General features: G+C 37.1%; 21 protein-coding genes. 11 read left to right on the forward strand and 10 right to left on the reverse strand.

Annotated elements, in window-relative coordinates; genetic code table 11:
* Positions 1-80: 80 nt before the first annotated feature.
* Entirely contained in the window at positions 81-416 is a 336-nt protein-coding gene (locus tag KGA69_RS24100; protein ID WP_223683757.1) for a hypothetical protein, read from the forward strand.
* 5 nt (positions 417-421) lie between these two features.
* Here the strand turns inward: KGA69_RS24100 and KGA69_RS03465 are convergent, their stop codons facing one another.
* Positions 422-931 carry a hypothetical protein gene (locus KGA69_RS03465; RefSeq protein WP_213293158.1) on the reverse strand — a complete coding sequence of 170 codons (510 nt, stop codon included), beginning with the start codon at positions 929-931 and terminating at the stop codon, positions 422-424.
* Positions 932-1,159: 228 nt separating this feature from the next.
* A complete protein-coding gene (locus tag KGA69_RS03470; protein WP_213292818.1) occupies positions 1,160-2,890 on the reverse strand; it encodes a pentapeptide repeat-containing protein in 1,731 nt (576 codons plus the stop codon).
* A 666-nt stretch (positions 2,891-3,556) separates the two neighbouring features.
* Here KGA69_RS03470 and KGA69_RS03475 point away from each other — a divergent pair.
* The 4 genes from KGA69_RS03475 to KGA69_RS03490 all read left to right on the forward strand — a co-directional run bounded on the left by KGA69_RS03475 (position 3,557) and on the right by KGA69_RS03490 (position 8,505).
* Positions 3,557-3,805 (forward strand): hypothetical protein, encoded by a 249-nt coding sequence (locus tag KGA69_RS03475; RefSeq protein WP_223683755.1) that lies wholly within the window; start codon positions 3,557-3,559, stop codon positions 3,803-3,805.
* A 423-nt stretch (positions 3,806-4,228) separates the two neighbouring features.
* Positions 4,229-4,993, forward strand: a complete 765-nt coding sequence (locus tag KGA69_RS03480; RefSeq protein WP_213292819.1) for a hypothetical protein — start codon at positions 4,229-4,231, stop codon at positions 4,991-4,993.
* Positions 4,994-5,312: 319 nt separating this feature from the next.
* Entirely contained in the window at positions 5,313-5,837 is a 525-nt protein-coding gene (locus KGA69_RS03485) for a hypothetical protein (RefSeq protein ID WP_213292820.1), read from the forward strand.
* A 16-nt stretch (positions 5,838-5,853) separates the two neighbouring features.
* Positions 5,854-8,505 (forward strand): DotA/TraY family protein, encoded by a 2,652-nt coding sequence (locus KGA69_RS03490; RefSeq protein WP_213292821.1) that lies wholly within the window; start codon positions 5,854-5,856, stop codon positions 8,503-8,505.
* A gap of 57 nt (positions 8,506-8,562) precedes the next feature.
* Here KGA69_RS03490 and KGA69_RS03495 read toward each other — a convergent pair whose 3' ends face one another.
* The gene (locus KGA69_RS03495; protein WP_213292822.1) at positions 8,563-9,012 is read right to left on the reverse strand and encodes an N-acetyltransferase; all 450 of its coding nucleotides are present in this window, start codon (positions 9,010-9,012) and stop codon (positions 8,563-8,565) included.
* A 142-nt stretch (positions 9,013-9,154) separates the two neighbouring features.
* On the opposite strand from KGA69_RS03495, the gene KGA69_RS03500 reads away from it, so the two are divergent.
* Positions 9,155-10,405 carry a hypothetical protein gene (locus KGA69_RS03500; protein WP_213292823.1) on the forward strand — a complete coding sequence of 417 codons (1,251 nt, stop codon included), beginning with the start codon at positions 9,155-9,157 and terminating at the stop codon, positions 10,403-10,405.
* Positions 10,406-10,469: 64 nt separating this feature from the next.
* Here KGA69_RS03500 and KGA69_RS03505 read toward each other — a convergent pair whose 3' ends face one another.
* The 4 genes from KGA69_RS03505 to KGA69_RS03520 all read right to left on the reverse strand — a co-directional run bounded on the left by KGA69_RS03505 (position 10,470) and on the right by KGA69_RS03520 (position 12,619).
* The gene (locus KGA69_RS03505; RefSeq protein WP_213292824.1) at positions 10,470-10,877 is read right to left on the reverse strand and encodes an H-NS family histone-like protein; all 408 of its coding nucleotides are present in this window, start codon (positions 10,875-10,877) and stop codon (positions 10,470-10,472) included.
* Between the two features lie 165 nt (positions 10,878-11,042).
* On the reverse strand, positions 11,043-11,471 hold the full coding sequence (locus KGA69_RS03510) for a hypothetical protein (protein WP_213292825.1): 429 nt from the start codon (positions 11,469-11,471) through the stop codon (positions 11,043-11,045).
* 96 nt (positions 11,472-11,567) lie between these two features.
* Positions 11,568-12,044: a hypothetical protein gene (locus KGA69_RS03515; RefSeq protein ID WP_213292826.1), complete on the reverse strand. Its 477-nt coding sequence runs from the start codon at positions 12,042-12,044 to the stop codon at positions 11,568-11,570.
* Positions 12,045-12,169: 125 nt separating this feature from the next.
* Positions 12,170-12,619 (reverse strand): hypothetical protein, encoded by a 450-nt coding sequence (locus KGA69_RS03520; protein WP_213292827.1) that lies wholly within the window; start codon positions 12,617-12,619, stop codon positions 12,170-12,172.
* A 341-nt stretch (positions 12,620-12,960) separates the two neighbouring features.
* Between KGA69_RS03520 and KGA69_RS03525 the strand changes: the two genes are divergently transcribed.
* From KGA69_RS03525 to apeA, 4 genes are all read left to right on the forward strand, one after another.
* Complete coding sequence (locus tag KGA69_RS03525; protein ID WP_213292828.1) at positions 12,961-13,548, forward strand: hypothetical protein; 588 nt, start codon at positions 12,961-12,963, stop codon at positions 13,546-13,548.
* 5 nt (positions 13,549-13,553) lie between these two features.
* The gene (locus KGA69_RS03530; protein WP_213292829.1) at positions 13,554-14,084 is read left to right on the forward strand and encodes a hypothetical protein; all 531 of its coding nucleotides are present in this window, start codon (positions 13,554-13,556) and stop codon (positions 14,082-14,084) included.
* Between the two features lie 9 nt (positions 14,085-14,093).
* Complete coding sequence (locus KGA69_RS03535; protein ID WP_213292830.1) at positions 14,094-14,369, forward strand: hypothetical protein; 276 nt, start codon at positions 14,094-14,096, stop codon at positions 14,367-14,369.
* A gap of 564 nt (positions 14,370-14,933) precedes the next feature.
* The gene (apeA, locus tag KGA69_RS03540) at positions 14,934-16,739 is read left to right on the forward strand and encodes a HEPN family anti-phage protein ApeA (RefSeq protein WP_213292831.1); all 1,806 of its coding nucleotides are present in this window, start codon (positions 14,934-14,936) and stop codon (positions 16,737-16,739) included.
* Between the two features lie 240 nt (positions 16,740-16,979).
* On the opposite strand, the gene mobQ is transcribed toward apeA, so the two are convergent.
* The gene (gene mobQ, locus KGA69_RS03545) at positions 16,980-18,464 is read right to left on the reverse strand and encodes a MobQ family relaxase (RefSeq protein ID WP_213292832.1); all 1,485 of its coding nucleotides are present in this window, start codon (positions 18,462-18,464) and stop codon (positions 16,980-16,982) included.
* A gap of 832 nt (positions 18,465-19,296) precedes the next feature.
* Here mobQ and KGA69_RS03550 point away from each other — a divergent pair.
* Positions 19,297-19,608 carry a conjugal transfer protein TraD gene (locus KGA69_RS03550; RefSeq protein WP_213292833.1) on the forward strand — a complete coding sequence of 104 codons (312 nt, stop codon included), beginning with the start codon at positions 19,297-19,299 and terminating at the stop codon, positions 19,606-19,608.
* 208 nt (positions 19,609-19,816) lie between these two features.
* Here KGA69_RS03550 and KGA69_RS03555 read toward each other — a convergent pair whose 3' ends face one another.
* Both KGA69_RS03555 and KGA69_RS03560 read right to left on the reverse strand, forming a co-directional pair.
* Positions 19,817-22,366, reverse strand: a complete 2,550-nt coding sequence (locus KGA69_RS03555; RefSeq protein ID WP_213292834.1) for an N-6 DNA methylase — start codon at positions 22,364-22,366, stop codon at positions 19,817-19,819.
* Between the two features lie 13 nt (positions 22,367-22,379).
* On the reverse strand, positions 22,380-23,636 hold the full coding sequence (locus tag KGA69_RS03560) for a tyrosine-type recombinase/integrase (protein WP_213292835.1): 1,257 nt from the start codon (positions 23,634-23,636) through the stop codon (positions 22,380-22,382).
* Positions 23,637-23,754 lie beyond the last annotated feature (118 nt).

Here is a 23,754-nt window from a genome sequence, read left to right on the forward strand (position 1 = left end):
ATCAAGCAACGGAGGTGTCTATGGGCTGGGAACTTCATATAATAAGAACAGATAATTGATTCGATAGCGCAAGCAATCCAATCAGTAGTGAGGAATGGCTCCAGCTTGTTGATGATGATAAAGAACTATCAATAGATCGCAAGAATGGGGAGTTTTTTGCTATATGGAGTGTTCAAAGTAAACACAATGAACCTTGGCTTGATTGGAATGATGGAAGGATTTCGACTAAGCATCCAGACGAGGCGCTTTATTGTAAGATGTTGCAGATAGCTGATAAGTTAAATGCTGTAGTTGTTGATGAGGATGACCATAAATATTTACTACCAAGCGATCTTATTAATCCTTCAAGGGCGACCTCATTACCTACTAGTAAAAAACAATCATTATGGGGCTGGTTAATTTCAAAGCTTAAATGATGTTTCTATAATGTGCTAGCAGAGTCATTATTAATCTCTAGATTTTTTAAAGCGTTGAGTTCAGAAGTATAAGAGTCCCAAAGTTGAATGCATTCTCTGGCTAAATCTAAAGCATCATATAATTGTCCATCACATAAAATAGTATATTTGCATGTCATTACTTCTCCACCACCTGTTCCTGAATACCAAGTAGATGTTTGTTTTTGTTTAGCCGCAATATGAGGTTGGCGTCCAGTCCGTAATGAACGAGTTAACTTACAGTGTTTAGAACCATTAGCTAAATCAGCGCAAATCTTCAACGCTTGGTGTTTATTGATGAATATATCCACCTGACCTGACTTTATATTCAATGTGTTAAGTTCGATAATCCAATCTCTTACGTGATAACAATGGATGAAAAAAGAAACTACATCATCATCGTAGTCTTCTTTATCATGACCCGAAGAAGAAAATATTCCTGAGTATATTTTTTCCATTCTGGTAAGATATCTTTTACTTCTTTCTATTTGTTCCATTTATCTCCCTTCGCTTCATTTTCAATTCATCAGATTTCCAGCATTATATTATGAAGATATGCATTTAGAAAGGAATTTAACTACGTTTTGAACATGATGATTTGAACATCTGATAAGATATTATACAGTTTTTCAAGAGTATTTTTATAGGATTGAAAAAAGCGAAAGTGACTGTTATAAACTATTCATCTAAGTTTTGGCGTCGGGGGAGGTTATCCCCCTAATATGCTAAATAGGGGCAAGGTCATTTTCTTCTAAATAGATTATAGCATTTTTACATTCATCATGTTTTTTTAGATAATAAAATAGATTTTTAGATTGTTCATAATCAATTAACGTTAACTTCCCAAAAATATAATCAAGAGCGACTAGGTTGTTTAACTTGCTTGTATTTTTACATAGCTTAGTCATTATTTTATAATTGGCCCTATTGCTATCTCTAATTACAAGTTTGCGTGGATCTCTTTTATCTTCAGAATGAACAATCTGTAAAAAAAGCTCTTTTGACGAGCTAATTTCTTTTAAAAGATAGTTAATATCTTTCTCACTAATTACATTAAGAATAAATGGTTCTCTATTAAAATCTATATCAAAAATTGCAATTTCACCCTCAGGCATCAAGCTATGGGTATAATAATTATTTGCAAGAAATGATGAACTTAAATCAGCCTTAACTAAAATTGTTGATACTAAGGTATTTCCTGTAAAAACAGATGATGTTAAGTCACTTTCTTCAAAATTTGTGAAAGTTAAATTTGAATCATCAAAAATTGCCCCCCTTATGGTGGCTCCTCTTAAATTAGCATCGGTTAAGTTTGCATTAAAAACATAAGCACCATCAAGATTAGAACCTGACAAATTTGAGCCTTGCAATTGAGTCTGATTTAAAACCACGCCTTGTAACTGTGATAACAATAAATTAGCACCTTGAAGGTCAGAATTAGTGAACCATGCTCTAGCTAAATTCTGCATTGGAAGAGCGGCATATCGTAATGATCTATTTCTTAGATCAATGGACATTCCTCTATTAATAAAGGAATGTAACGAGCTGGTATCCTTTTTTAGATTAAGAGAACCGAAATAGTTGGAATCCTCTTCTTTAGATAATTTTGTTGTCCTATCAATTTTTATAATTGGTAAAAATCCGTATAGGTCATCTATAGAACCATCATCATCGGTAACGTTATAATAATGATAAATGATATCTTTGGACACAGAGTCGCGCCAATCCCTTATAAATACGTCCCAGCAAACGACTATTTTTATTATCAAGAGGGAGAAAAACAAATATATTAAACATTTAATTGCTTTATTGTCCCCAAAAGGAAACCCTATAGGGTTATTACAATGTCCCGTCTCGGTGTTTGTTTTTTGCTGTAATCTCCCAAAATATATTATAAAAATAAAATCAATCATTATCATCAGAATATGAAGACAGAATATTGGAGTACTTTGATAATCAGAAAATCTGAACAGGATAATAGATAATGCGATCGGGGATGAGTAAATATATAGGATGTTTGCAAGTGCTTGGTATAATCTTTTTATTGAAGAATCTTTTCCTAGTATTGCAATGTCCAGTATGTTATTTTTAACTTTTATATTTGGAACTTTTTTTGAGTAAATTAAGCTAAGATATTTTAATGAACTATATGTTATAGAAGAATGTAATAATAGATTAATGTGTACAGCTGTAATTAAAATAGGTGCTATTACGTAAAAGCCCACGAGTGAGACATTAACATTTAGGATCGGTAAAACGATACCTTTGTCTTCCAATAAAAGTTGTAGATCAGTTGTTGACGAAACTATAACAAGGACATAGGAAAGCAGAAATACATAAGCCAAGAAAAAACGATGAGTTTTTTCAGAAGAATCATTGGCTTGTATTTCTGCTTCTTTTTTATTTTCTGCGTTTAGCCTGTTTCTTTTTGATAAGACCGTTTTTCCATTCAGCATGTTTTGTTCCTTTCGGAAATATCCAAACCAGTAGGGCAAATTAATAGTATAGTATTTATGTTTATACAACTTCAAGGGAAAAGTGCAATAAAAACGGTCTGTAGATGACATGAACAATACTTCAGCAAGTCAATAGTTAAATTTTATATTTTTACTTATGAAACTTGTAGTACGACAGCATATATATAAATAATACTTTATCATTTTTATTTGAGAATAGTTATCAACTTAAGTACCGGGATTCGGGACTTTAACTCCCTGATATCGGTACTTAGTTTTAAGCTATAGCTGATCTGAGCGCATTCTTCTTCTTCATTATTCAATTAGCGAAGCTGATAACAACTATGCAGAGGTATTTTAGAGGGACAGTTTTACTTTTTATTGCATTGGTTTCTTTTCTACAATGAACCTGTTATATAACTTGTCATGATTTTTCATTTTTTTATATTTCAGCGAAGTGATTGTTTTGAACAATCACGAACCGCTGCTTATGTCGTTGTACAGATGAAATTGTTTATCCTTTACTTCATAGCAGCTATCGCCGCAATTCTTTATGAATAAATCCATTATTAACAGGGATGAACCCTGTTCCAGCAATGTGATTGTCTTGAGCAATCACTAAGTGCTGCTAATGAAAATATAATTTTCCTATTCGTTTAAGGGAAAATGCTATATGTTATTGCGGTAATGCTATGTTCAAATATAGGATCAATTTTATTTTTTTATGATGAAATGATCTGGAAAAGATCTTTCCTCTTTTTACTATCAATATTAATAAGACACCTCATCAAGATAAAAATATATATTTCAGAGTTAGGGCGTAGCCGTGCGTCAGCACATGAGCTTCAGCTCATAGATGGTGGTGATTTTCAAAAAAAAGATGTTAGTGAAATAGAAAGAAATGCTTCGCAATAAAAATAAATATTGCACTCAAAAAAACTAATCATTTAAAATGTTGAAACCATGTATGGCGATTATAAAAAACGCCCGGTTTCTTTTAATCCTATTAAGTATTATCTCTTACTTCTTGCAAAATTAAATTAAAAAAACCGGCCTGTAGCCCTTACGGCATAAGGCTTAGAACGAAAATATACGACTGACCGTACAGTCAGTGTTCCTGACTCTATAGTCAGCATTCCTGACTGCACGGTGAGCTTTCCTGACTTTGCAGTCAGTTTCTATATCATTTTTAGATTAAAAACGACAGTGCTTTAAAGTATCGTCACTGGAATAGTTGCGATTTTGAAAAAATTTTCGCAAAAAAATATGCAAAAAACTTGATATCTTTTTTGTGCATGGTATTTAATTATAAATAAGATAACAAGAGGTAATAATAAAATGAATGAAATAGACGTTGACTTGGATTTAGGATTAAATCCTTTTTGCTTTGAGACAGAGCTAAAGATTGAAACACGAAAGAAAAATCTGACCGTTTCAAGAGGCACAGAACTTATCGAAAAGAAAAATACAGGTAAAAGCTACTTCGCCAATATCGTGCATACGCAAGAGGTCGATAAAGAAGAGTTCATTAAACTCTATACCTCTCAGATAAAAGCATACTTTGATCTCACGAAAACAGCATACAAAGTGTTTTTCATATTTTTACGAATATATCAGGATGCGATAGGCAAAGATCATTTCTACCTGAGCTGTAAAAAGGCAATGTCTCTTGCGGAAAAGATAGATCACTTTGTCTTGTCTGAATCTATCTTTTACAGAGGGATCAAAGAACTCATCGAAAAACGTATTATTGCTAAAACCAATGAGAAAAACTGGTATTTCATAAACCCTGCTATTGTCTTCAATGGTGATCGTGCTCGCTTTGTTTCAGAGATTATAAAAAAGAAAGAAGCAATGGAAGAACAACCCGAAAGCATAGTCGTCAATGGCGGCGGCAATAGCACACTTAAAGATAAAAACAGGTCAATTGAAGCAGTTATACGAGAAGTTAATAACCAAGATGACATAGATTTGTTAATCGCAAGATTGCAGGCTAAAAAGTCTCAAGGGTTAGTGAAGAGTCAAAGTATAAATAAAATCCCTTCTGTAGAGAACACAAGTCTTGTGCCACCAGAAGAACCGTTAGATTGGGATAATATTTAGTGATCCATTAACGCGACTTCTCTGAACTTTTTATACACATATATTCATATTTTAAACGTTGGGATGTGGAAGATGAAATCCTTATTAAATTAAAAGAAGCCAGATGAACTGGCCTCTTCAGAGTATTGTAATAAATTTTTTGGAGTAATCATTTATTTACTTTTAAACAGTAATCAAAAATAAAGTCATTGTCAAATTAAATTATCACTCTCTTGATTAATTCCATTTTATTTAATATATATTAATAAGGCATTGTATTTTTATTTAATCAGAAGAAGAAATATGGTGAATAAAATGTAATAAATCAAAGGAGTATCAAATGAATAAACTTAATAAAAACAAATGGCGAACAAATGTCTGTGTCCGCATTTTCAAAATAATCCTTCCCGCAACAATATTAATTTCAGCAACCACAGCTAACGCAGCAGTCTGTAGCCCGGATGTCAGCTCATCATTAAAACAAGCGCAATATAACGCCATGAAGCAGGATGCGGCTCAGTTAGAGCCGGTAGCGAAGAATTTCATGGATAACATCAATCAGTCACTGGAGACGATTGGTTGTACGGACGCTTGGCCTGTGGGAAACCTCGGCATCAGCCTGCCATCTGTGGATTTAATAATAAAAAAAACGAAGGAGGCTGCAATAAGTAAAGCCTGTTCGATTGCGAGAGAAAAAGTCGCTCAACTGACCGGAAATATATCCGAAAGCATTTCCATTGATATGCCCGTCCTTGGGAATATCGCAAATGGAAGTGTTTCTGCAGGAACTGGCTATACATCAGGATCGGCAGCAACAGTCAATGGAAACGATGTCTGGAGCAGCATCAGTAATTCAATGAAGTAAGAGGCAAAGGAATGTAATGATGATAAATATAAAGAAAAAAAAAGTGTCGATATTATTAGCAACATTAGCTTGCCTGTTATTAACTCAGTCAGCTTATGCCGCCGATTTATTTACTGTCCCGGATACAGACAAATCAAAACTGTGGTTTCTGGATATTTTATTTCCGGACAATTTAGCGGAAAGTCCCTTAGCCAGCACAATGACAATCCTTAACAGCGCCGTTTTGCTGGTTGGTGGTATTTTAGCTGCCTACACGCTGATTGCCGGAACCATGTCAACGGCACATGATGGAGAAATGCTGGGTAAGAAATGGTCTTCCATGTGGTTGCCCGTTAGAACCGCATTAGGCACGGCAATGATACTCCCCGCAGCAGGTGGGTTTTGCGCAGCTCAGGTTATGGTGCTGTGGATGATTAATCAGGGAGTCGGTCTGGCAGATACCGTCTGGAATACCTATGCATCCAACCCCTCAGATGGGGCTGTTATTACCACATCTGCATCTTATCAGGAGCTTGATCGTATAGCGAAAACCGCCTTTATCAATAACGTCTGTATGTTAAAGGCTGGAGAATTATGGAAGAAATCAGCAGCAGCCGATCCCTTCCCACACGTCACGCCTGCGTTTGAAATGACACCGGAGAAAGGTGCCTATTTATACACATACAGTTATGGAGCCAGTAATGCCGGTAATGATATGAATAAAAATTTACTGGTATCCAAGGCTGCATGTGGAAGCATCACGCTTACAGACCCGAAGGCCAAAGCTTCTTATGACGAACAGGCTAAAGCTCAGGCAACCATCGCTGCCGGGGGCATGTACATGGCCTATATGCCACAGGATATAAAGACGAACATTTCAGATGTTATTGAGGCACACAATGCCGCATTCATCGGCCTTGATAATAGTATGCAAATGCTGGCTGAACAGTATGTAGCTAATAATAATATTGATATTCAGACCGGAATAAACAGCGCTACAGCCTCATATGTATCCATTATTGATACTGCAGTACGAACAGTTTTCTCCACTGGCGACCAGTGGGATGATTTCAAAGAGAATGTCCAGAAAGACGGATGGTTTATGGCTTGCGCATGGAGTATGAAACTGATCCGTGTGCAGGATGCGATTAATGGAGCAGCTCATAATCTTCCTGTAGGTGGGCAAGCGACAATGGAATACGGAGATATATTCGATAACAGCCTGAACGCGATTATGGCAAAAGTGGCTCAGGATATGGCGAAATCAACGACAGCTTCAAGATATGCGAATGGTATTGATGCGCAAAACCGAACGGAAGCCAATACCAGTGGTAAAAGTGGCGCTGGCCCTAAAACAGATGATGCTGGAAAAATAGTTTCTTCTCTTCAAAGTGAAGCCAATAAGAGTATTTCTGGTGCAATGGCGGGTTTTCTCAGTTCCAGCGTTATTAATGGAAGAAAGCAAGGGAAAATTGTTTCATTTTCAACCGACACAACCGCTGCCAATTTACAGGCGATAAACCCGTTATTAGCCGTTAAAGGGCTTGGGGATACAATCAGTGCCGCTGGCTGGACGTTATTAGGAAGTTCTGCGGTTGTTGGCGCAGGTCTTGGCGCATGGACATCAGCGACTGCAAGCTGGGTATCAGGTGCATTTGGCGCTATGGGGATTGTTATGCCACTGGTTATTCCATTATGGATAGCTGGCGATACTTTAGCCGTCGTTATTCCTATGTTGCCTTATGTCATGTGGTTTGGTGTTTGCGTCGGCTGGATGATCCTGTGCCTTGAAGCAATGGTCGCAGCACCATTATGGGTAATAACACATTTACATCCAGACGGTGATGGCGTAGTGGGTCGTGGTGGCGCTGGTTATGGTCTGGTTTTATCGTTAACCATGCGACCAGCGCTAATGATAACAGGATTGATAGCAGCCTATACGATGCTCCCTATCCTTGGTGGGATCGTCAATGAAACATTCTCCGGCGCGTTTGGCATGATGTCAGCCAATGCCGGGATAGGTATCATCGAGTCACTGGCTCTCATTGCTGTTTATATTGCGATGATGTTCACGGTAGTGAAGAAATCACTTTCACTGATTCACATCATCCCTGATGAAATTATGAAGTGGCTTGGTGTTCATGGTGGTCAGAGCATGTCGGGTTACGCACAGTCGGCATCAAAAGGTGTCGAAGGTGCTATGTTTACCAAAACCGTGTTGGATCAGGTTTCTCACACCTCAAATGCGATGGGTAATCAGCTCAGGAATGCGCAAATCAACAAAGACCGTGAACAGCAACGTGAGCTTCAGCAGCATCAACAAGCTCAACAGGGGAAAGCACAGGCAGCTAATAAAGCCAATGATACGGGATCTGCATTCAGAACTCATATGAGTAATGCTGGCCCACTGGATCAGCAGGATGAATATCAGTCTCTTGAAAGTGCTAACTCTGCTTATAATGCGGCTGAGGCAGCAGATGCTGTTGGTGATACAGCTGGCGCAGCGGGTTATATGAATGTAGCTCAAAAGGCTGCTGACAGGGCAGTCTCATTTGGTGAGCATAACAGGCCATTGTTGCCTATAAATTTACAAGCCCAAGCATCTTCAATAGAGAATTTCAAGGCTCCTGATAGAAAAGGGAGCGAGGATGATAAAAATAGTGCTACAAGTGGCAGCAGCATTAAATGATCAACGCGATGTAATGATAAGACACCCACTCATACTCATGTAGTGGGTTTCTAAAGTTTATTTATTATCAAGAGCATTACTCAGTTTGTCTGTTGAGATAACGTAATTTCTGCTACTGCTCGTATGTTCTTCAAAATCGAATTTAAGTGCAAATGCTTTACTGTTTTGATTAACACTTTCGATACCGATAGACTGGTAATTTTTTAATTTCGCAATTCTCACTAAAAGTTTTAATAAATTAGTGCCATGACCGCTACGTTGCTGATCGAACCCTATCCTTGCAACTACTATGGATTTTATGTTATCGGAAATCCATGTTTTTCCGAATCGTATGTATATGTCATATTTCTTTCTTTGAGCCATGATACGAAAATGGGGTTCGGAGAACTCAATAGAATCGCAAAGATATGCAGGTGATTTTTTATAAGGATAGACTGTGTTAAGCCATCCATTTATTTCATCCAGAATCTGTTGTTTTTCTTGCAGCAAAATAACTTCCACAACCATGACACTCACTCCGTTTAATTTATAACCGTCTGGTTATACTACTTTTCCGCATCAATGCCAATAAATTAATTTTTCAAAATTGACAGTCCATATTTAATTGGTTAAATAATAAGAAAGGTAATAAGTTAACAGGAGTATTGTAATGAGGATCAATAAATTTAAAGTAAAGAGAATAGCAGTGGTTTCGGGTTTATGTTTTTCTGTGTTATATACAAATACAGCTTTTGCTGTCTGGCCCGTCACAGAAGAGGTTTTGACACCGTATCTTATGGGGGCTTCACCCCAATCTATGGGCAATGGAATAATTGAAACATTAGTTTCAATGAACGACAAGCTGGCACAAGCAACCATAACAGCAAATGAGAATCAGAAGAATGCTGTTGTCAGTAATGCCAGTCAGGCAATCCAAGAACAGCGCATGAAAAATATCTTAAACAGAATACCTGATGCCAATGCCTGTGAAGAAGTCACGAGCGCAGGTGGTCGTGGTGCAGCAGGATCGAATACAAGCTCAGCGAAAGAGGCTTTATCTGAAAACAGCGTTAAGATGTTTACACAAGCAAATACCGGAATAAATGAGGCCAAGAAAAACATCATGGGCAGAGTATCAATAAATGTTTGCTCTGAAGATGATGTGAAATATAACAGAGGTGGGTGCAATACTATAGGTCAGTATCCTGATAAAGACAAATCGGCATCAAGCCTAATTACACCACCATTATCTAAATCCGATGCATTGTCTAATAAGGTTTCGAATCAGTCCTATTCTGTTGAGCAGATTGAGGTTTCTGAAGCAGCAAAAAGAAATCTTATAGGGAACTTGCCCGTTGAACCATTGAAGAACAAAGGATTAGAAGACACAAATGAAGGTCGAGAATATTTATCTGCCTTTTCGAGCTTTGTCTCCAGAAGCACTGCTGGAACAAACGCCATTGATTCCGTACTGGCAATGAAAAAAGCAAGTAATGTATCAGTGAACTCCAGAGGGGCCAAAATAGGATCCACATTAGGCTCTACGCAGGGAGCAAATCTTGCTTGGTCAGATGCTTCCGTAAAAAACAAGTATGCGACCTTATTTCCCGGCACAACATTCCCGGATAATCCTTCAGAGTGGGAAATGTTAAGATATGAGATCTATTCACGCTATGCAGATACAACAGGCGCTGACGCTTGGCAGGTAAAAATCAGTAGTGCTGATGAAAAAGAAACTGCGCATGAGCAGGCAAGAATGCAGGCACTTGATTTAAGATTACAAATGCTTCAAATCGAAAGAACAGAAGACACAAATATTTTGCTTGCGGCTCTGTTAGGACAACAACTGCAACCGGTTGATAAGCAAATGCTGAATCATTTAAAAACTAATGCTACAAGAGCGACTCAGGCAACAAAATAATTGAAAGTCATGGTAAAACCGCCAGCGACGGGCCAGCGGATTTGGTAGACATATGGTATGAAGATTACTTGATCTCGAAATCTTCCAGCGTCTTACCGGCTTCGAGCGCAGCAGCGATAGCACGAGGAGTTCGGCCCTGACCTGTCCACGTCTTTTCCGAACCATCGGTATCAACATATTTATACTTAGCTGGACGTGGGGCGCGTTTCGCTCCTGTCTTGGAAGAAGATGGGCTAACAGTTGAAAGCAACTCTGCCGGGTCTATGCCATCTTCCAGCAACTTCTGACGGAATGCTTCCAGCTTGGCCTGTTTCTCTTCCTGCTGTTTGAGAAATGAGGCTTCTTCTTCACGACGTTCTTCTACAACGATAGTGAGTTTTTCTAACATCTCTTCCAGAGTATCGAGTGTCAGTTCACGAGCCTGAGCACGGAGAGTGCGAATATTGTTGATAACCTTTAAAGCATCAGACATGCGATTTCCCTAATGGTAGTGATGAAAAGACATCATAGTTCTAAACCTTTTGACCTGAAAAATCAATCCGTTGAGTTTTTTGTAGTTAATATTGGTACAGTTGATTCGTGCTTCATTTTATTATCGCCATATACTAATGCGTAACATCTCACTACTATTTTAGTATTATATAACCATCATCAGAAATCCGATAATAAATATGGTGAAGAATATCATATAGCGCTGCCATAATGGAATGGTATTCAACCATCGCACTAATTTTTTAGCTTTTGATAATAGTTTTTTTGCTCTTAATGTTTTTATGAAAAATGAGTCTTCATTATATTCTTCTATTTGCCTTGTTTTCTTTATTGTTATAGCCAATGAAAAAACCATAACAATAAGAAAGGTGATTGATGCGTTATTTAATTGTTTTCCTAGAGTGAAGTATTCATATATGGCAACAATTAACAGGATTAATACAAAAACGATCAATGCCAGTATCTTACACTTTGGTTTCTTTTTGCTCTTCGAGTCTGAGGGTAGAGTATCTTGTTCCTTGAGGTTAGATGTGTTGATTTCTTGAGTTTTTGGTTCGTCATATGGAGTATTCATCGATATTATCCAGATAAAAGACGAGTTGGCAGGAAGCACAATAAAAGTGCTTTAATATACGTAATCGGATGTTATGAAGAAATACTTGGGTTCTTCTTATGGCTTATGTTTTAGTTCCCTGTCGGGAAATGGAAAATCAAGATAACTATTATCTGAAGAAGGATCGTTCTGACTTATCCAACCCCACCAGTTGTCTCTGTATTCTTGTGTTGTGCAGTGATTTTTTTGACGTTGAATCTCATCTAAAATATTTCCCTTTTTATCAGGCCACTGATCTTGGAGTTGAGTTAATGTTCTTTCAAATATATTAGAACGAATAGCTAATTTAAATGCTACCGTTTTAGTCTTCTGTAGACGTTGCTCATAATCAGCGACAACCTTCTTATGGCTATTAATTGTGTTATTCAACTGCATCTGTATTCTACTAACCCTGTCATTAGCCATAGACGCTTCAAACTGCGACTGTTGAGAATCCAGCCTTGCCTCATTTGCCTGTTGGTAAGAGTCTACAATTTCTCTATTACGTTGCGCCGCATTATAATCATAATTCCAAAACGGATTTTTTCCAGACATAAATATACCTCGATATCAATTATTCTATGTGTATATAATTAAACATTAATTCACTTAAAAGCAAATAATTCTATTGATTAATATCATTAGTCAGATGTTTATTTTCCTTTTGTTTAATACTTTGTTTATGAGTCAAAGAAAATATGGTTATTAAATACTTCCACCCATTGCTCGCAAATATAATGTGCGTGAGATGGAACCCTGAACGTCCAGACTGGATTTAATACATCATCAGTCATAATACAGATCTCGGCATCATCGGATCTGCAATCAGGCAGCGAGTAGTTGATTTCCCTGATGTTGCTATATGGATATATAAATGTGCTGTTCATATTTTTACGCAATATCGAAGATATTACGTTTTTCTTTATATTATTTTTACGCAACTGCTTGGCAGTTACGTTTTTCTTTATATTATGGTTAAAGAGAAGAACCGAGCGTTGCATTAAATTAATGGTGAAGCCCGTCTGTTCGTATTCGTAAGACAAAGCAGCATCGCTGAACAAGTCAACAAAAGCGATTTTTTGATCTTTTTCGAAGATTTCCATAGAGCTTCGCTCGTTGTTGTTTTCCATGCTCATCCCTCGCTGTTTTACTGCTTTATCTCAGCCCAGCATAGTCGCCACTGTCAGCATACTCAAGCAAAATGATCTGTAAAATCGATCGATAAATTTATATTGATAGCTATCAACGATTAAAAAGGATTTATCGATCGGTTTCTTAATTGATTTAATCGATCGATATATAACTTATGATAGTTTGTGGCTATCATTTATTTTGTATCGATCGATTTAAACGATGTGACGAACACTAAAAATAATTCAATTCTATCAATTGATTAGACGATAACTCCTGATCTTTCGGTGAGAACGCCGGGATTGGGGTATACGAATCTGACTAAATCCTTGAGGGATAAATGAAAGGACATAACTTCTTACCACTGGCGGTCTCTCTGATGTTTCTTTCTGGCTGCCAGCAGCTCAACGAAAGCGTGAATAGCGTTAATGGGGCAATTAACTCTTCACTGTCATCATTGAACAGCACCGTTGATAAAGCGCTGGGGGTTTCAGCTTCCGGTCAGGATAGTGGTCCAGCGACGTCCATTACTGGCCTTGGTGCTGTCTGCAAAGACTATGAAGAAAATGCGATGGCAGCAGAAAAAAAATGGACAGGCAAAAGGATCGCTATCACCAATGCCACTGTTCTTGAAGTAACAAAGGGCAGAAGTGCCAGCGACATGATGACGGGAATGCCCAAATCGGCCCCTAACTATTATCTGCTCTTCAAAACAGCAGATACCAGCTACTGCGGTGGAATGGTATGGCTGGATTACTACTCTGGTATTGATGATGCAGTTCTTACCTATAAGAAAGGCCAGAAAGTCAGCGTCACCGGAACGGTAAACAATTTCGAAGTCCGTGGATTCGCTACCGTCAACAATGCCGATATGCCAGTTCGTCTGGTTGTTCTGAGAAACGGCACGAACAATCATAAAAAGGGATAAGAACCATGCGTAAATTTTTAGCCATCGCGGGTCTTGCCGTGTTGTTATCAGGCTGCGGTGAAAAAGGGGATTTTGAGAAAGCGATCAACGCCAAGATTGGTCAATCGAAAACCTGTTTCTCACTACGAAACAACGATGTCACATTCCCAATCCAGCTCTCTAAACCGCGCTTCGATGAAACAGGCACTGGAACAGGGTCTGTGACCCTCGACGGCCTCGTAGAACAGGGCTTAATGGCTTTTGTAAAAGGCTGGGATAACAATACGCTTGGGATAACAGATGAAGGTAAACAAGCCAAAATCTGGGATGCCAAAGAAGGTGTTTGTATTGGTCGCCGAGTTGTTGATGAAGTCAAAGAATGGACTGAACCGGGCAACGGTAATCAGAAAGTTGTTCGCGTGTCTTATACATGGAAGCTGGCAGATGTCCCTTCATGGGTGGACAAAAGCGCGTTCTCTGGAGTGAAAGGGATGAATGAATCTGCTGATGGTGCCATGAATCTTGTTAAAACCAGCAATGGTTGGAAAGCGAACTAAGGGACTATTATGGAAAACAATACCATCAAGTGTCCATTTTGCTTAAAGGAAAGCCAGAGAGGTGTTCATGTCTGCACCGGTTGCATGGCGACTGTTTTATATGGAGCCTACCCCGGCTGGTATGCTTTCGTGGTTATATTATTAACCTTCGGCCTGTCTATACTGATCGGAATGTCTACAGGCATGGCGGGAACTACTATCAGCCTACCAATCATTGCGGCTGTAGGGTTTGTCGCAGGTAAGGCAATTTTCTCTGATAATGTTGTTTTCAGGAGAAGGATGTAAATATCGTTTTTAATAAATAAGCCACATTTTAATCAAAGATGTGGCTTTCATAAAAATCGATTTAATTTACATAATTCAATAAATCTTATAGTAAATAAATTGTAAATGAGCAACTTATCTATTCCCTACAAATTAAAGAAAAGATATAAATGTTATTAAAAATGATTGGGTTTTTATTGTTTAAAATTGATGTTTTTTATGTATATATCTTTTTCATTTCCATATTTTAGATGAAAAGTGAAGTAAGCATATATATTTGGCTTATCTTCTCTTATCTGCATATCTATATGTACGGTGGCAGAAGCTATCTACCAACCTATAAACGCCATTGCGATAATTAAAGTGAATAAGTCACTTGATTTAGGAAGGTTGTTTAAAAAAACATAAGAACAATAGGTAGAAGTAAAATACTAATTTTAGAAATATTGTGTAAAACGTCTTACTCTTTACTGGTCATCCCTCAGTCGTGGAAAAAACACACTGTTCTATATAGGTTTTATTTGTGATATAATAAACAAGTTCTTATTTAAGAAACCTATAAATATTAAGCGACGGAAATATATCATGAAAATAGTCAGCAATACCGTTTGGGATGGACTTAAACTGCCTGATTATAGGGCTCGTTTTTTTATAGAAGTTTGGAAGGAGATTTTGTACGTCAACACTCCTTCATTTTATCAATCTAAAATGATTAATACGATGTCAGGTGCCGAGGAGTTAGTCGAAGCCATTGATGATTACATACAAGATGATAAGAGTAAAAAAAGCTTATTATCAATGATAGAAGATTACAAAGGTAATTTAAAAAAAGACTCTATAGCAAAAGACACTTTTAAAAACTTGCATGCAACGCTGTTAAAAAAAATTGAGACTGTTCCTGACCCAATATCTAGTAATTATATTTTAGAATTAAAAACAATTGTTAAATTAGTATTATCCAAAGAAAGTGACTATTATCACGAACTTAAAAAGCAGCTAAAATCATCTATTTTGTCTAATGCTGATTTGAAGAAAAAAGCCCGTTTAATGGACTCCATTTATCAATTAACTAAAAGCTTTATTGGCTATCTCCTGTGGAAGGGGTATTCACCAACTTATTTATATAATAGAATGGAGTATCTTACGAGAATTAAAAATTATGGCAGTAGAGACTTTCCCGCTCAATTTAATAGTTGCCTTGATAAATTAACTATTAGGATTCATGATTATACAGTTTATTTTCTTATTACCCCCTTATCTAAATATCTGATTGAATTGAATAATATCCTTGATGTTAGCTTTATCAATCGAGAAGGTATTATTAATGAAAAAAACTACAATAAAATTTCACAAGGGGTTGAATCTTCGGTATTAGCCAAAATTGTTGTTAATACAACAGACTACGTTTCCGCGGCGTGGCAGGCAAATGAAAAACTGGATAAAGTCATAGATTATTTAGAAATAGAGAAGCCAGAATATAATATTAGATATTCTCCTGTATGTCTTACAGAGTTTTCAAATGGTGGATTCACACACCGTCAGACTATAAACATAGGCAGATTGAAACAATTCATTACAAGTAAAAATTACAGCATTCTTGAAAATATACCTAACGAGTCCAAGGTACTATTACGAGAGTCTATAAAACTAGACAGATATGATGTACTGACAAGATCTTTAAGGTATTTAAGAGTTGCAAAAGAATCAACTTCACTTGAGCAAAAATTGCTGGGCGTATGGATAGCTCTTGAATGTATTTTCGAGAGCACATCAGGTAATATCATTTCTGGAATAACTAACCATATCCCTACGTTCTATAGCACTCAAAGTCTAGAAATTAGAATTAGATATTCTAAGGATTTATTAGAAGCCCGATTGAAGCCTATTTCAGATAGCCTTTTAGAGATTACAGCCAATCAGAAATCTAAATTTCGAGACCTTTCTTTAAAAGAATACTTTGACATAGTGAAAATCGAAAAAAACAGGCATAAAATTTTCGATGAGTTAGTTTCCAAGGGGGATGAGTTTGCCGTTTTTCGACTAATAAAAATATTTGAATCATTCGGAACGTCAAAGAAAATAAATGATAGATTTAATGATACTAAAAAGGATGTTGAGTCTCAGCTTTATAGAATTTACAAGGTAAGAAATAAAATAACTCATAGAGCATACTACGGAAATATTAGGCCCCAATTAGTGGATCATCTTTATAGCTATTTACTAAGTGCATATAGCACACTAATTTATAGTTTAAGATATAATACAATAAATAAATTTGAACCACAAGATATGTTTAATGCATATATTATCTCGTGCGAGAGTTTAATATTCAATGTTGAAGAAGAAAAAACACTTGAAAATATAACTATGGATGAAATAATTTTCTCATAGTGAATGTTTTCTAGGTGTCGTATTCAGAAAAAATCATAAGGCCATAGTAATTATGGCCTTATATTCATCGATAGCCGGTGAATATCCAATTTTATAGAGCTATCACTATTACGTTTCTCTAAATAATGTAAAGCTGAAAGAAGAAATGATTGTTTTCATCAACAAATACATTTTTAATGAGGATTCCCCACCAAATAATTAGTATTGCAAGCGCTGTCCTCATACATACCTACAATCTTATCAATATCTTGGTGGTTTCAATTTAGATACTGATTTCCTATCTTCCGGGCTTGTTGGTGTGCATTCAAAATCATTTACAGGAGGTATAGGGTTGAGATGACGATCCGGAAAACGCTGATTCTCATTAGGTGGTTGTTCGTCATTTTGACAATTGAAACTAGACATTTTCTCAAATTTAGTTCGAGAAATATGACGGCCTAATACCTCGTCAAAGACGTAGTTTTCAGCAATACGTTTATCATGTTCCTCACTGATAAAATCAACTTTAGATTTATCTTTTTTAGACCATCTTAATTTACCCCTCATAAAATCGAATAAAATGGTAGTGATACGTTTAAAAACATTATCTTGATGTGTAGTAGTCTGTTGCCTCTTAATATGTTCAGGGGCGCTTCTGGATGCCCTGTTTGGGTTTTGAGAGGAGGATGTTTTCAGAATAGTATTTGTTCCAGAATCAGAAATACTTGCCGATGGTTTCTTACCAGCAATGACCTTACTGACTTTGGATTTATCACGGTAAGATTTAACACTACGCACACGATTATGAGGAACTGGTGCTACCAATACAGGCCTTTGTGTTTCATGAGTAGAAGAGCCGGAGTGCTTTTCTGGTAATACGATCTCTTCTGGTTCAGCAAGAACAGCCACAGTAAAGCTTCTGACATCAACAATGATTTCAAGATCAAGTTCACTGAATGTTTTGTAGACTTCAACCGCTTCCTGCTTAGCTGCATCACGAACAGCCTGTTCTGCGGCCCTTTGCTCCTGAGCAGCCTTACTACGCCATTTAGCGCTGTGGATACGTTTCATTGCAGGACGATTTGTTTCAGCGGCCTTAGCAAGCCATAACGCTTTTTCTTCATTATCTAAAGCTACTGCTGCTTTTTCTAACGCTTCCTCGTGCTGGGCCTGAAGAGAACGATGATCAATACGTTCTGATGAACCAGCAGCAGCAAGATAGCTGTTCGCCATAGCTGACCATGACTCACGCCAAAGGACAGACATTTTTCGGTCATTCCAGCTTCTTTCTTTTTTACCAAAACCCTCCGGGCCTATGGTTTTTAATGTCAACATAACGTGAGCATGAGGATTATCACTATCTAGATCGTGGAAAGCGATATCAGCAATCATTCCCTTTTCTACAAAGTTTTTCTGACAATATTCAAGAACAAGTTTTTTCTTGTCATCATTATTTAACTCGGCAGGAATGGCAACATCGAAATAACGGGATGTTTGACCATTGTTTTGGCGCTCAACTCTTTCAACTTCATTCCACAATGCTGTGGAGTCTTTTACTATATGTTCTGGTGCATTAACGGGTGCTAATATGAAATGCCCATATAAATCGGTACGGCGGCTATAATCATAGGTATCACCTGTTCTTTCATCTGTGATTCTGCAGCGAGCATGATAAGCAGCCTTCGCAACGGAAGATCTGCCCTCACTTCGTTTCACAATTTTAAAATCCAGATGAAAAATAGCCATACAATAAAAACAACCTCAATATAAAATTAAATATCAAACCAAAATATAAATCTCCAATGCGACTATGCTGGTTTTAGTTTTTCGTAAGAAAAACTCTGGTGTTGACGTTGACCTTGTTTCCGAAGGAAACGGTGTTAGCCTGCGGCAGGCAACCGTCGGTAGACCCCACACGCTCACGAAGTGAGTGTATAAGTGGGCATTGCTTTATTTTTATATCTCCTAAAGGAGCTAAAAATAACGACAATGTAAAAATTTTTCTTACTCTTAAATAATAACGCTAGTTTTACAGGCTGTGAAATTAAATGAGGGTGAAATCGGATGAACGGCTGAGGTATTACACAAATATCAAGAGTTTTTGTTTTAGATAGCGCCCGCAAGGGCAAAAAAAGTATTTTTCCTCCCGCAGTAAGGCGGGAAAACAAAATTTAAGAGAAATGGTGAAAATTACAAAAGATTTTATCTGTTGCACAATTCACAGGTTAGGTTCGGAAATCAGAGTCAAAAAACAAGATGTAAAATTGTTTTCATTGATTTGATAAAATAAGTAACGGGGAGAGTATCAGGTATTTAATGTTAGTGGTTGCACTAGTATGTGTTGCATGTTTTTATTTTGAGCTTACTGACATATCATTTTTAAAACCAAAACACTATTTTTCGGGATGAATCCCATCATTAACAGGGCAAGCCTGTTCAGCTACTGATTGTCTGAAACAATCATCTCGCGCTGCGTAATTCAATCTGGAATGCAAAGCATTCAAACTTCTGCCTATGGTTTGACCTTTTCTTTTTTTAATTGTATTTCATGTTTTTGACACCAAAAGGAAAAGTAATTATGAATACAGATGATAAAAACAGAGAGCCAAGAACAGAAAAAACAATTAAGCAAAAAATAGCATCAGCGCAGATGCGTTTGAATCGTCTCAAGACCAAAGAGAAATCGTTATCCAAGATTGCTGAAACACGTCTGAAGATTATTTTAGGGGCAGAAGTGGCTAAAGCTGTTGGCTGTAAAGTAGAAGATGTCGATAAGGAATTTGTATTGGGAATGTTATTGCAGGCTTCGAATATTAATGCGGAGGCTAAAGCAAGAATTAAGTTACGAGGGAAAAGATTTCTTGTGGATATGATTGGCAGGCAGAAATAATTTTTTCGGCATAAAACAGAACACATTAGGAATAATAAAATCAATCATCTAATTAAACCTAAGAAAATTTATCTTTGAGAGAGTATTTAAAGGGCTTTTCAGCCCTTTAAATACTTTAAATACTTTAAATACTTTAAATACTTTAAATACTTTAACTCCTTTAACTCCTTTAACTCCTTTAAATATTTATTAAAGGAGTTATAAACTCCTACTCTTCATCATATAGGGACTCACTTTCCAATCCTATAATTGGAGAGTTTAGTATAGCCTTTTTATCTTCATCAGCCCACATATTTTGAAAAAGATCATTCATTTGCGCGGTTAAACTGGACCATGACTGTACTCTCTTTGTGATCTCATCAATATCATGTTGAGTCGGCAATGGAATTAATACATTTTTTATTTGCTCAAGTGTTAGCTTACCATAACTGGTTCCGCCTGATTCAGTCCAAAATTGCAACCGGCATTTTTCAGTTCTTAGAGTATGGAATATCCACTCAATTGGGTATTTTTCTATTAATTCAGCTTTGGCTCTTACGACAGCAACACCATCGGAACTGGCATACACGTTATTTAAATTATAATTATAGAGGCCGATATTTCTTCTTTCTGGTCTAACAAGACCAACAATAACATCATTTTTTTTAAGCTTGTATCCTTTATTGGTTTTTCGAACCTCAACCTGCCATCGCTTTTCACTATCCTTAAGCACAACTATACCTTCTACCGCGCGAATATCTTGTCCTTCTACAAGATATATTTCCTCATCCACTTTTTCATTAAATAACTCTGTAGTTTCTAAGACCTCAGCGACTTCCGATAACTTTACATATTTCCCGTTAGTTATGCTTCTTATGTTAGATAACGCTTTTTTATTTAATCTACGAGGTTTCATATCCAATAATGGATGAGAGGTTATATCACTGAGGTATGCCCCATCCCAATCTTTATCGATCGGCTCATTGATATATTTTATAAACTGCAGGAAGTTTTCACGGACACGTAGAAAATCCGTATCAATTATGACATTATTGTCTAAATCACGCATTTCAATACCAGTACCCGGATCCCTCAATGGTATTGGAAAAAAGCCTTTACCTAATTTGTACCCTACTTTTCTAACTAACTCGGTATGTACCGGATAATCTTCACTCTCTTCATTATTATACTTCTTATATGCGAAAAGTATATTTGATCTTAAATCTGCCTCAGACTTTAAAAATATTCTTCGAGGAAGTTCAACTAGTCCTATAATTCTGAAATTTTCAATAATCCATTGCCTAACATAGCCATAACTTGCAGTACATAAATAACCTTCTGGCAAAATTATTCCCATTCTGCCACCTTCTGCTAAAAGTTTAAAGCACCTTTCAATAAATAATATTCCCAACTGCTGTGATTCTTGGATTTTATCTGTTTTATACCATTTACCATCTTCATACTCCCAAACATATCCTAAATCAAATTGTTTTAAGACATCCTCTCTTGTTTCAACAGTTTTAGCTCCAAACGGGGGATTACAAAAGGCAATATCCATCATTTCTGACCATCGATAATATTCTTCGATAGTATCGACATTTAGCAAGTTGGTCTGGCCATCTTTATTTAAAATCATATTTATGACAGCAAGTTCGTATGCTTGAGGATCTTTATCTGATCCATAAACACGGTTAATTACTTGACCATCGTTATGATTAAATCGATATTGCATTGATGCTGTTAAAAAATCAGCTGTCCCCATAGCAGGGTCAGCAATTTTATCATTTGGACCCGGTTTCAATATTTCAACCATGCAATTAATTAACGTTAAAGGTGTGAAGTATTGGTCTAAATCTTTTTTAAATACAGCAGGGACAAAATTCATAAATACTTGCTGCATCGAATCACTTGATGAATTAAGCAAATCAAGACCTTGCACTTTTGAGACGATTTCTCGTAAAGGCTTTTCAGACAAATAATTAATTGTTTCCTTGCTAAAAATAGATTTTGCTTTAGAGTAAATCCTTGCTGTTCTGGAATAGAGATTTTGTACTCTTGATACAAAATTCGGATCTTCTCCGGGTAAGACCTGAAGAATCAAAGGTTCTTTACTTTCTTTAGCCTCTTTTTCATCAACATACTTTGCCAATAGGAGCTTTACCGTCTCCCTATATCTTGTTGCTTCATCATTTATATGATTTGACCTAAGGATATTTGCAATATCCATCAGAGTTGTTGATATATCCTCAGGGCTAATAAGTTTATCGTACGTTAATCTATTGTATTTATAGGGTAAACCATAGTCAGGGATATTACCTAACTCATCTTTTTCAATAGTTACTTCATTATCATTAAATTTCTTAATGAAGAGAAGTCTATTAACATCATCCCAATAAACTCCAAATGCATTATTTCTATCTATTTGTCTCAAGGCAGGTTCTAATTGATAGGTTAATGCCTTTTTCTTGGACTTACTCTCTCTTTTTATCTCGGCGATAAGTAATATATGTTTGTTTCTTTCTTCTTCCGAAAGCTTATTAATAAGATTTGTTGGTTTATCATATATAACAATATCCGCTCTAAGAGAGTTTCTTCCTGCATTGCCAATTCTTTTTATAATTGTTGTTTCACAGGCAAAGTTTTCTTTGGGATATTTTTTCTTACATAAATATTTAATGCATTCTATGCGTCTGGCTTCTTCTGTAACAGTAAAGCCATCTGCAGCAATATAGTTAGACTTCAATTTACCACGGATAGGACATATTAAGATAGTATTCATAATCATCGCTATTTCAAAGAATATTTTTTGCAAATTCAAAAGGGACAATAAATTTTTTTGACAATGCATTCAGATAGTCTGCCCACCACTGCACCATTAGACGTCTCTCATCTAAATGTTCAGCCTTATGTATGTAAGCAGCACGAACTGAGTTACGCTCTTGATGACTCATCTGTCGCTCAACAGCGTCCCTTGACCATAAACCTGATTCAATCAGTGCACTACATGCCATCGCCCGAAAACCATGGCCGCAAACTTCTGCTTTTGTATCATATCCCATTAAGCGAAGAGCCTTGTTGACAGTGTTCTCACTCATTGGCCTATCCGGCTGGTGATCGCCTATGAAGACCAACTCGTAATCCCCACTGATTTTTTTTATCTCTTCCAACACTTTCAATGCCTGACGGCTTAGAGGAACGAGGTGAGGACTACGCATTTTTGAACCCCGATGTGAGTGCTTAACGCCCTTCAAAGGTTCTCGCTCTGCAGGTATCGTCCAAAGCGCATTTTTGAAATCGATTTCTGACCATCTGGCAAAACGTAATTCACTTGAACGAATGAAGACCAACAGCGTTAATTTCACCACTAGCTTAGTCAAGCTTCTTCCCTTATAACGCTCAATACGTTCAAGTAATTCGGGAATGCGTTCAAAATCCAGAGCTGGACGATGCACACGTTTTACCACGGCTACCGCACCAGCCATGTCTTGGGCCGGATTATAATCAAGCAGACCATTTTGTACTGCAAAACGCATGATAGCAGTTGTACGTTGTTGAAGACGAGAGGCAACTTCATATCGCCCGCTCGCCTCGACTACCTTTATCGGGGCGAGTAGATCCCTTGTCTTCAGTTCCGAAAACTTACGTTTACCTAACGCAGGGAAAAGATTATCCACTAAACTTTTAAGCACTCGTTCACTATGGGACACCGACCATTTTTTACTACAGGATGCATGCCAATCTCTTGCTACAGCTTCAAAGGTTAGTGCTCCGCTTTCTTCAATCTTGTCCTCTTTTTTCTTTTGAGAGGGATCGATACCATCAGATACCAGTTTCTTTGCGGCATCGCGCCTCTTACGAGCCTCTGCCAACGAAACTATTGGATAAACCCCTAACGCCAGCATCTTCTGTTTGCCACTGAAACGGTATTGAAGACGCCAGTATTTTGAGCCATTGGGGTTAACCAGCAGGTGCATCCCCTCACCATCGGTAAGTTTGTAAGGTTTGTCTGCAGGCTTAACCGTTCTGACTTTGATATCAGTAAGAGCCATAGATCCCCCTCCCCGTGTTGGTATCAATTTCAATCGAACCGAAGCTACCAACAGTTATACCATCATTTGCTGGTAGATGTTGATATACAACAGTAGACTTTAATAGTCCTGAAACAAG

Origin of the sequence: Klebsiella sp. A52 (assembly GCF_018388785.1) — a bacterium.
In the GTDB taxonomy this organism is placed as follows: Bacteria; Pseudomonadota; Gammaproteobacteria; order Enterobacterales; family Enterobacteriaceae; genus Klebsiella; species Klebsiella aerogenes.

Excerpts from the sequence above, each read along its gene's own strand:
- KGA69_RS03520 (WP_213292827.1), bottom strand. The coding sequence starts at position 12,619 with ATGGAAAACAACAACGAGCGAAGCTCTATGGAAATCTTCGAAAAAGAT.
- KGA69_RS03505 (WP_213292824.1), bottom strand. The coding sequence starts at position 10,877 with ATGTCTGATGCTTTAAAGGTTATCAACAATATTCGCACTCTCCGTGCT.
- KGA69_RS03490 (WP_213292821.1), top strand. The coding sequence starts at position 5,854 with ATGATGATAAATATAAAGAAAAAAAAAGTGTCGATATTATTAGCAACA.
- KGA69_RS03495 (WP_213292822.1), bottom strand. The coding sequence starts at position 9,012 with ATGGTTGTGGAAGTTATTTTGCTGCAAGAAAAACAACAGATTCTGGAT.
- KGA69_RS03465 (WP_213293158.1), bottom strand. The coding sequence starts at position 931 with ATGGAACAAATAGAAAGAAGTAAAAGATATCTTACCAGAATGGAAAAA.
- KGA69_RS03470 (WP_213292818.1), bottom strand. The coding sequence starts at position 2,890 with ATGCTGAATGGAAAAACGGTCTTATCAAAAAGAAACAGGCTAAACGCA.
- apeA (WP_213292831.1), top strand. The coding sequence starts at position 14,934 with ATGAAAATAGTCAGCAATACCGTTTGGGATGGACTTAAACTGCCTGAT.
- KGA69_RS03485 (WP_213292820.1), top strand. The coding sequence starts at position 5,313 with ATGAATAAACTTAATAAAAACAAATGGCGAACAAATGTCTGTGTCCGC.
- KGA69_RS03475 (WP_223683755.1), top strand. The coding sequence starts at position 3,557 with ATGCTATATGTTATTGCGGTAATGCTATGTTCAAATATAGGATCAATT.
- KGA69_RS03525 (WP_213292828.1), top strand. The coding sequence starts at position 12,961 with ATGAAAGGACATAACTTCTTACCACTGGCGGTCTCTCTGATGTTTCTT.
- KGA69_RS03510 (WP_213292825.1), bottom strand. The coding sequence starts at position 11,471 with ATGAATACTCCATATGACGAACCAAAAACTCAAGAAATCAACACATCT.
- KGA69_RS03560 (WP_213292835.1), bottom strand. The coding sequence starts at position 23,636 with ATGGCTCTTACTGATATCAAAGTCAGAACGGTTAAGCCTGCAGACAAA.
- KGA69_RS03515 (WP_213292826.1), bottom strand. The coding sequence starts at position 12,044 with ATGTCTGGAAAAAATCCGTTTTGGAATTATGATTATAATGCGGCGCAA.
- KGA69_RS03535 (WP_213292830.1), top strand. The coding sequence starts at position 14,094 with ATGGAAAACAATACCATCAAGTGTCCATTTTGCTTAAAGGAAAGCCAG.
- KGA69_RS03480 (WP_213292819.1), top strand. The coding sequence starts at position 4,229 with ATGAATGAAATAGACGTTGACTTGGATTTAGGATTAAATCCTTTTTGC.
- KGA69_RS03500 (WP_213292823.1), top strand. The coding sequence starts at position 9,155 with ATGAGGATCAATAAATTTAAAGTAAAGAGAATAGCAGTGGTTTCGGGT.
- KGA69_RS03555 (WP_213292834.1), bottom strand. The coding sequence starts at position 22,366 with ATGAATACTATCTTAATATGTCCTATCCGTGGTAAATTGAAGTCTAAC.
- KGA69_RS03530 (WP_213292829.1), top strand. The coding sequence starts at position 13,554 with ATGCGTAAATTTTTAGCCATCGCGGGTCTTGCCGTGTTGTTATCAGGC.
- KGA69_RS03550 (WP_213292833.1), top strand. The coding sequence starts at position 19,297 with ATGAATACAGATGATAAAAACAGAGAGCCAAGAACAGAAAAAACAATT.
- mobQ (WP_213292832.1), bottom strand. The coding sequence starts at position 18,464 with ATGGCTATTTTTCATCTGGATTTTAAAATTGTGAAACGAAGTGAGGGC.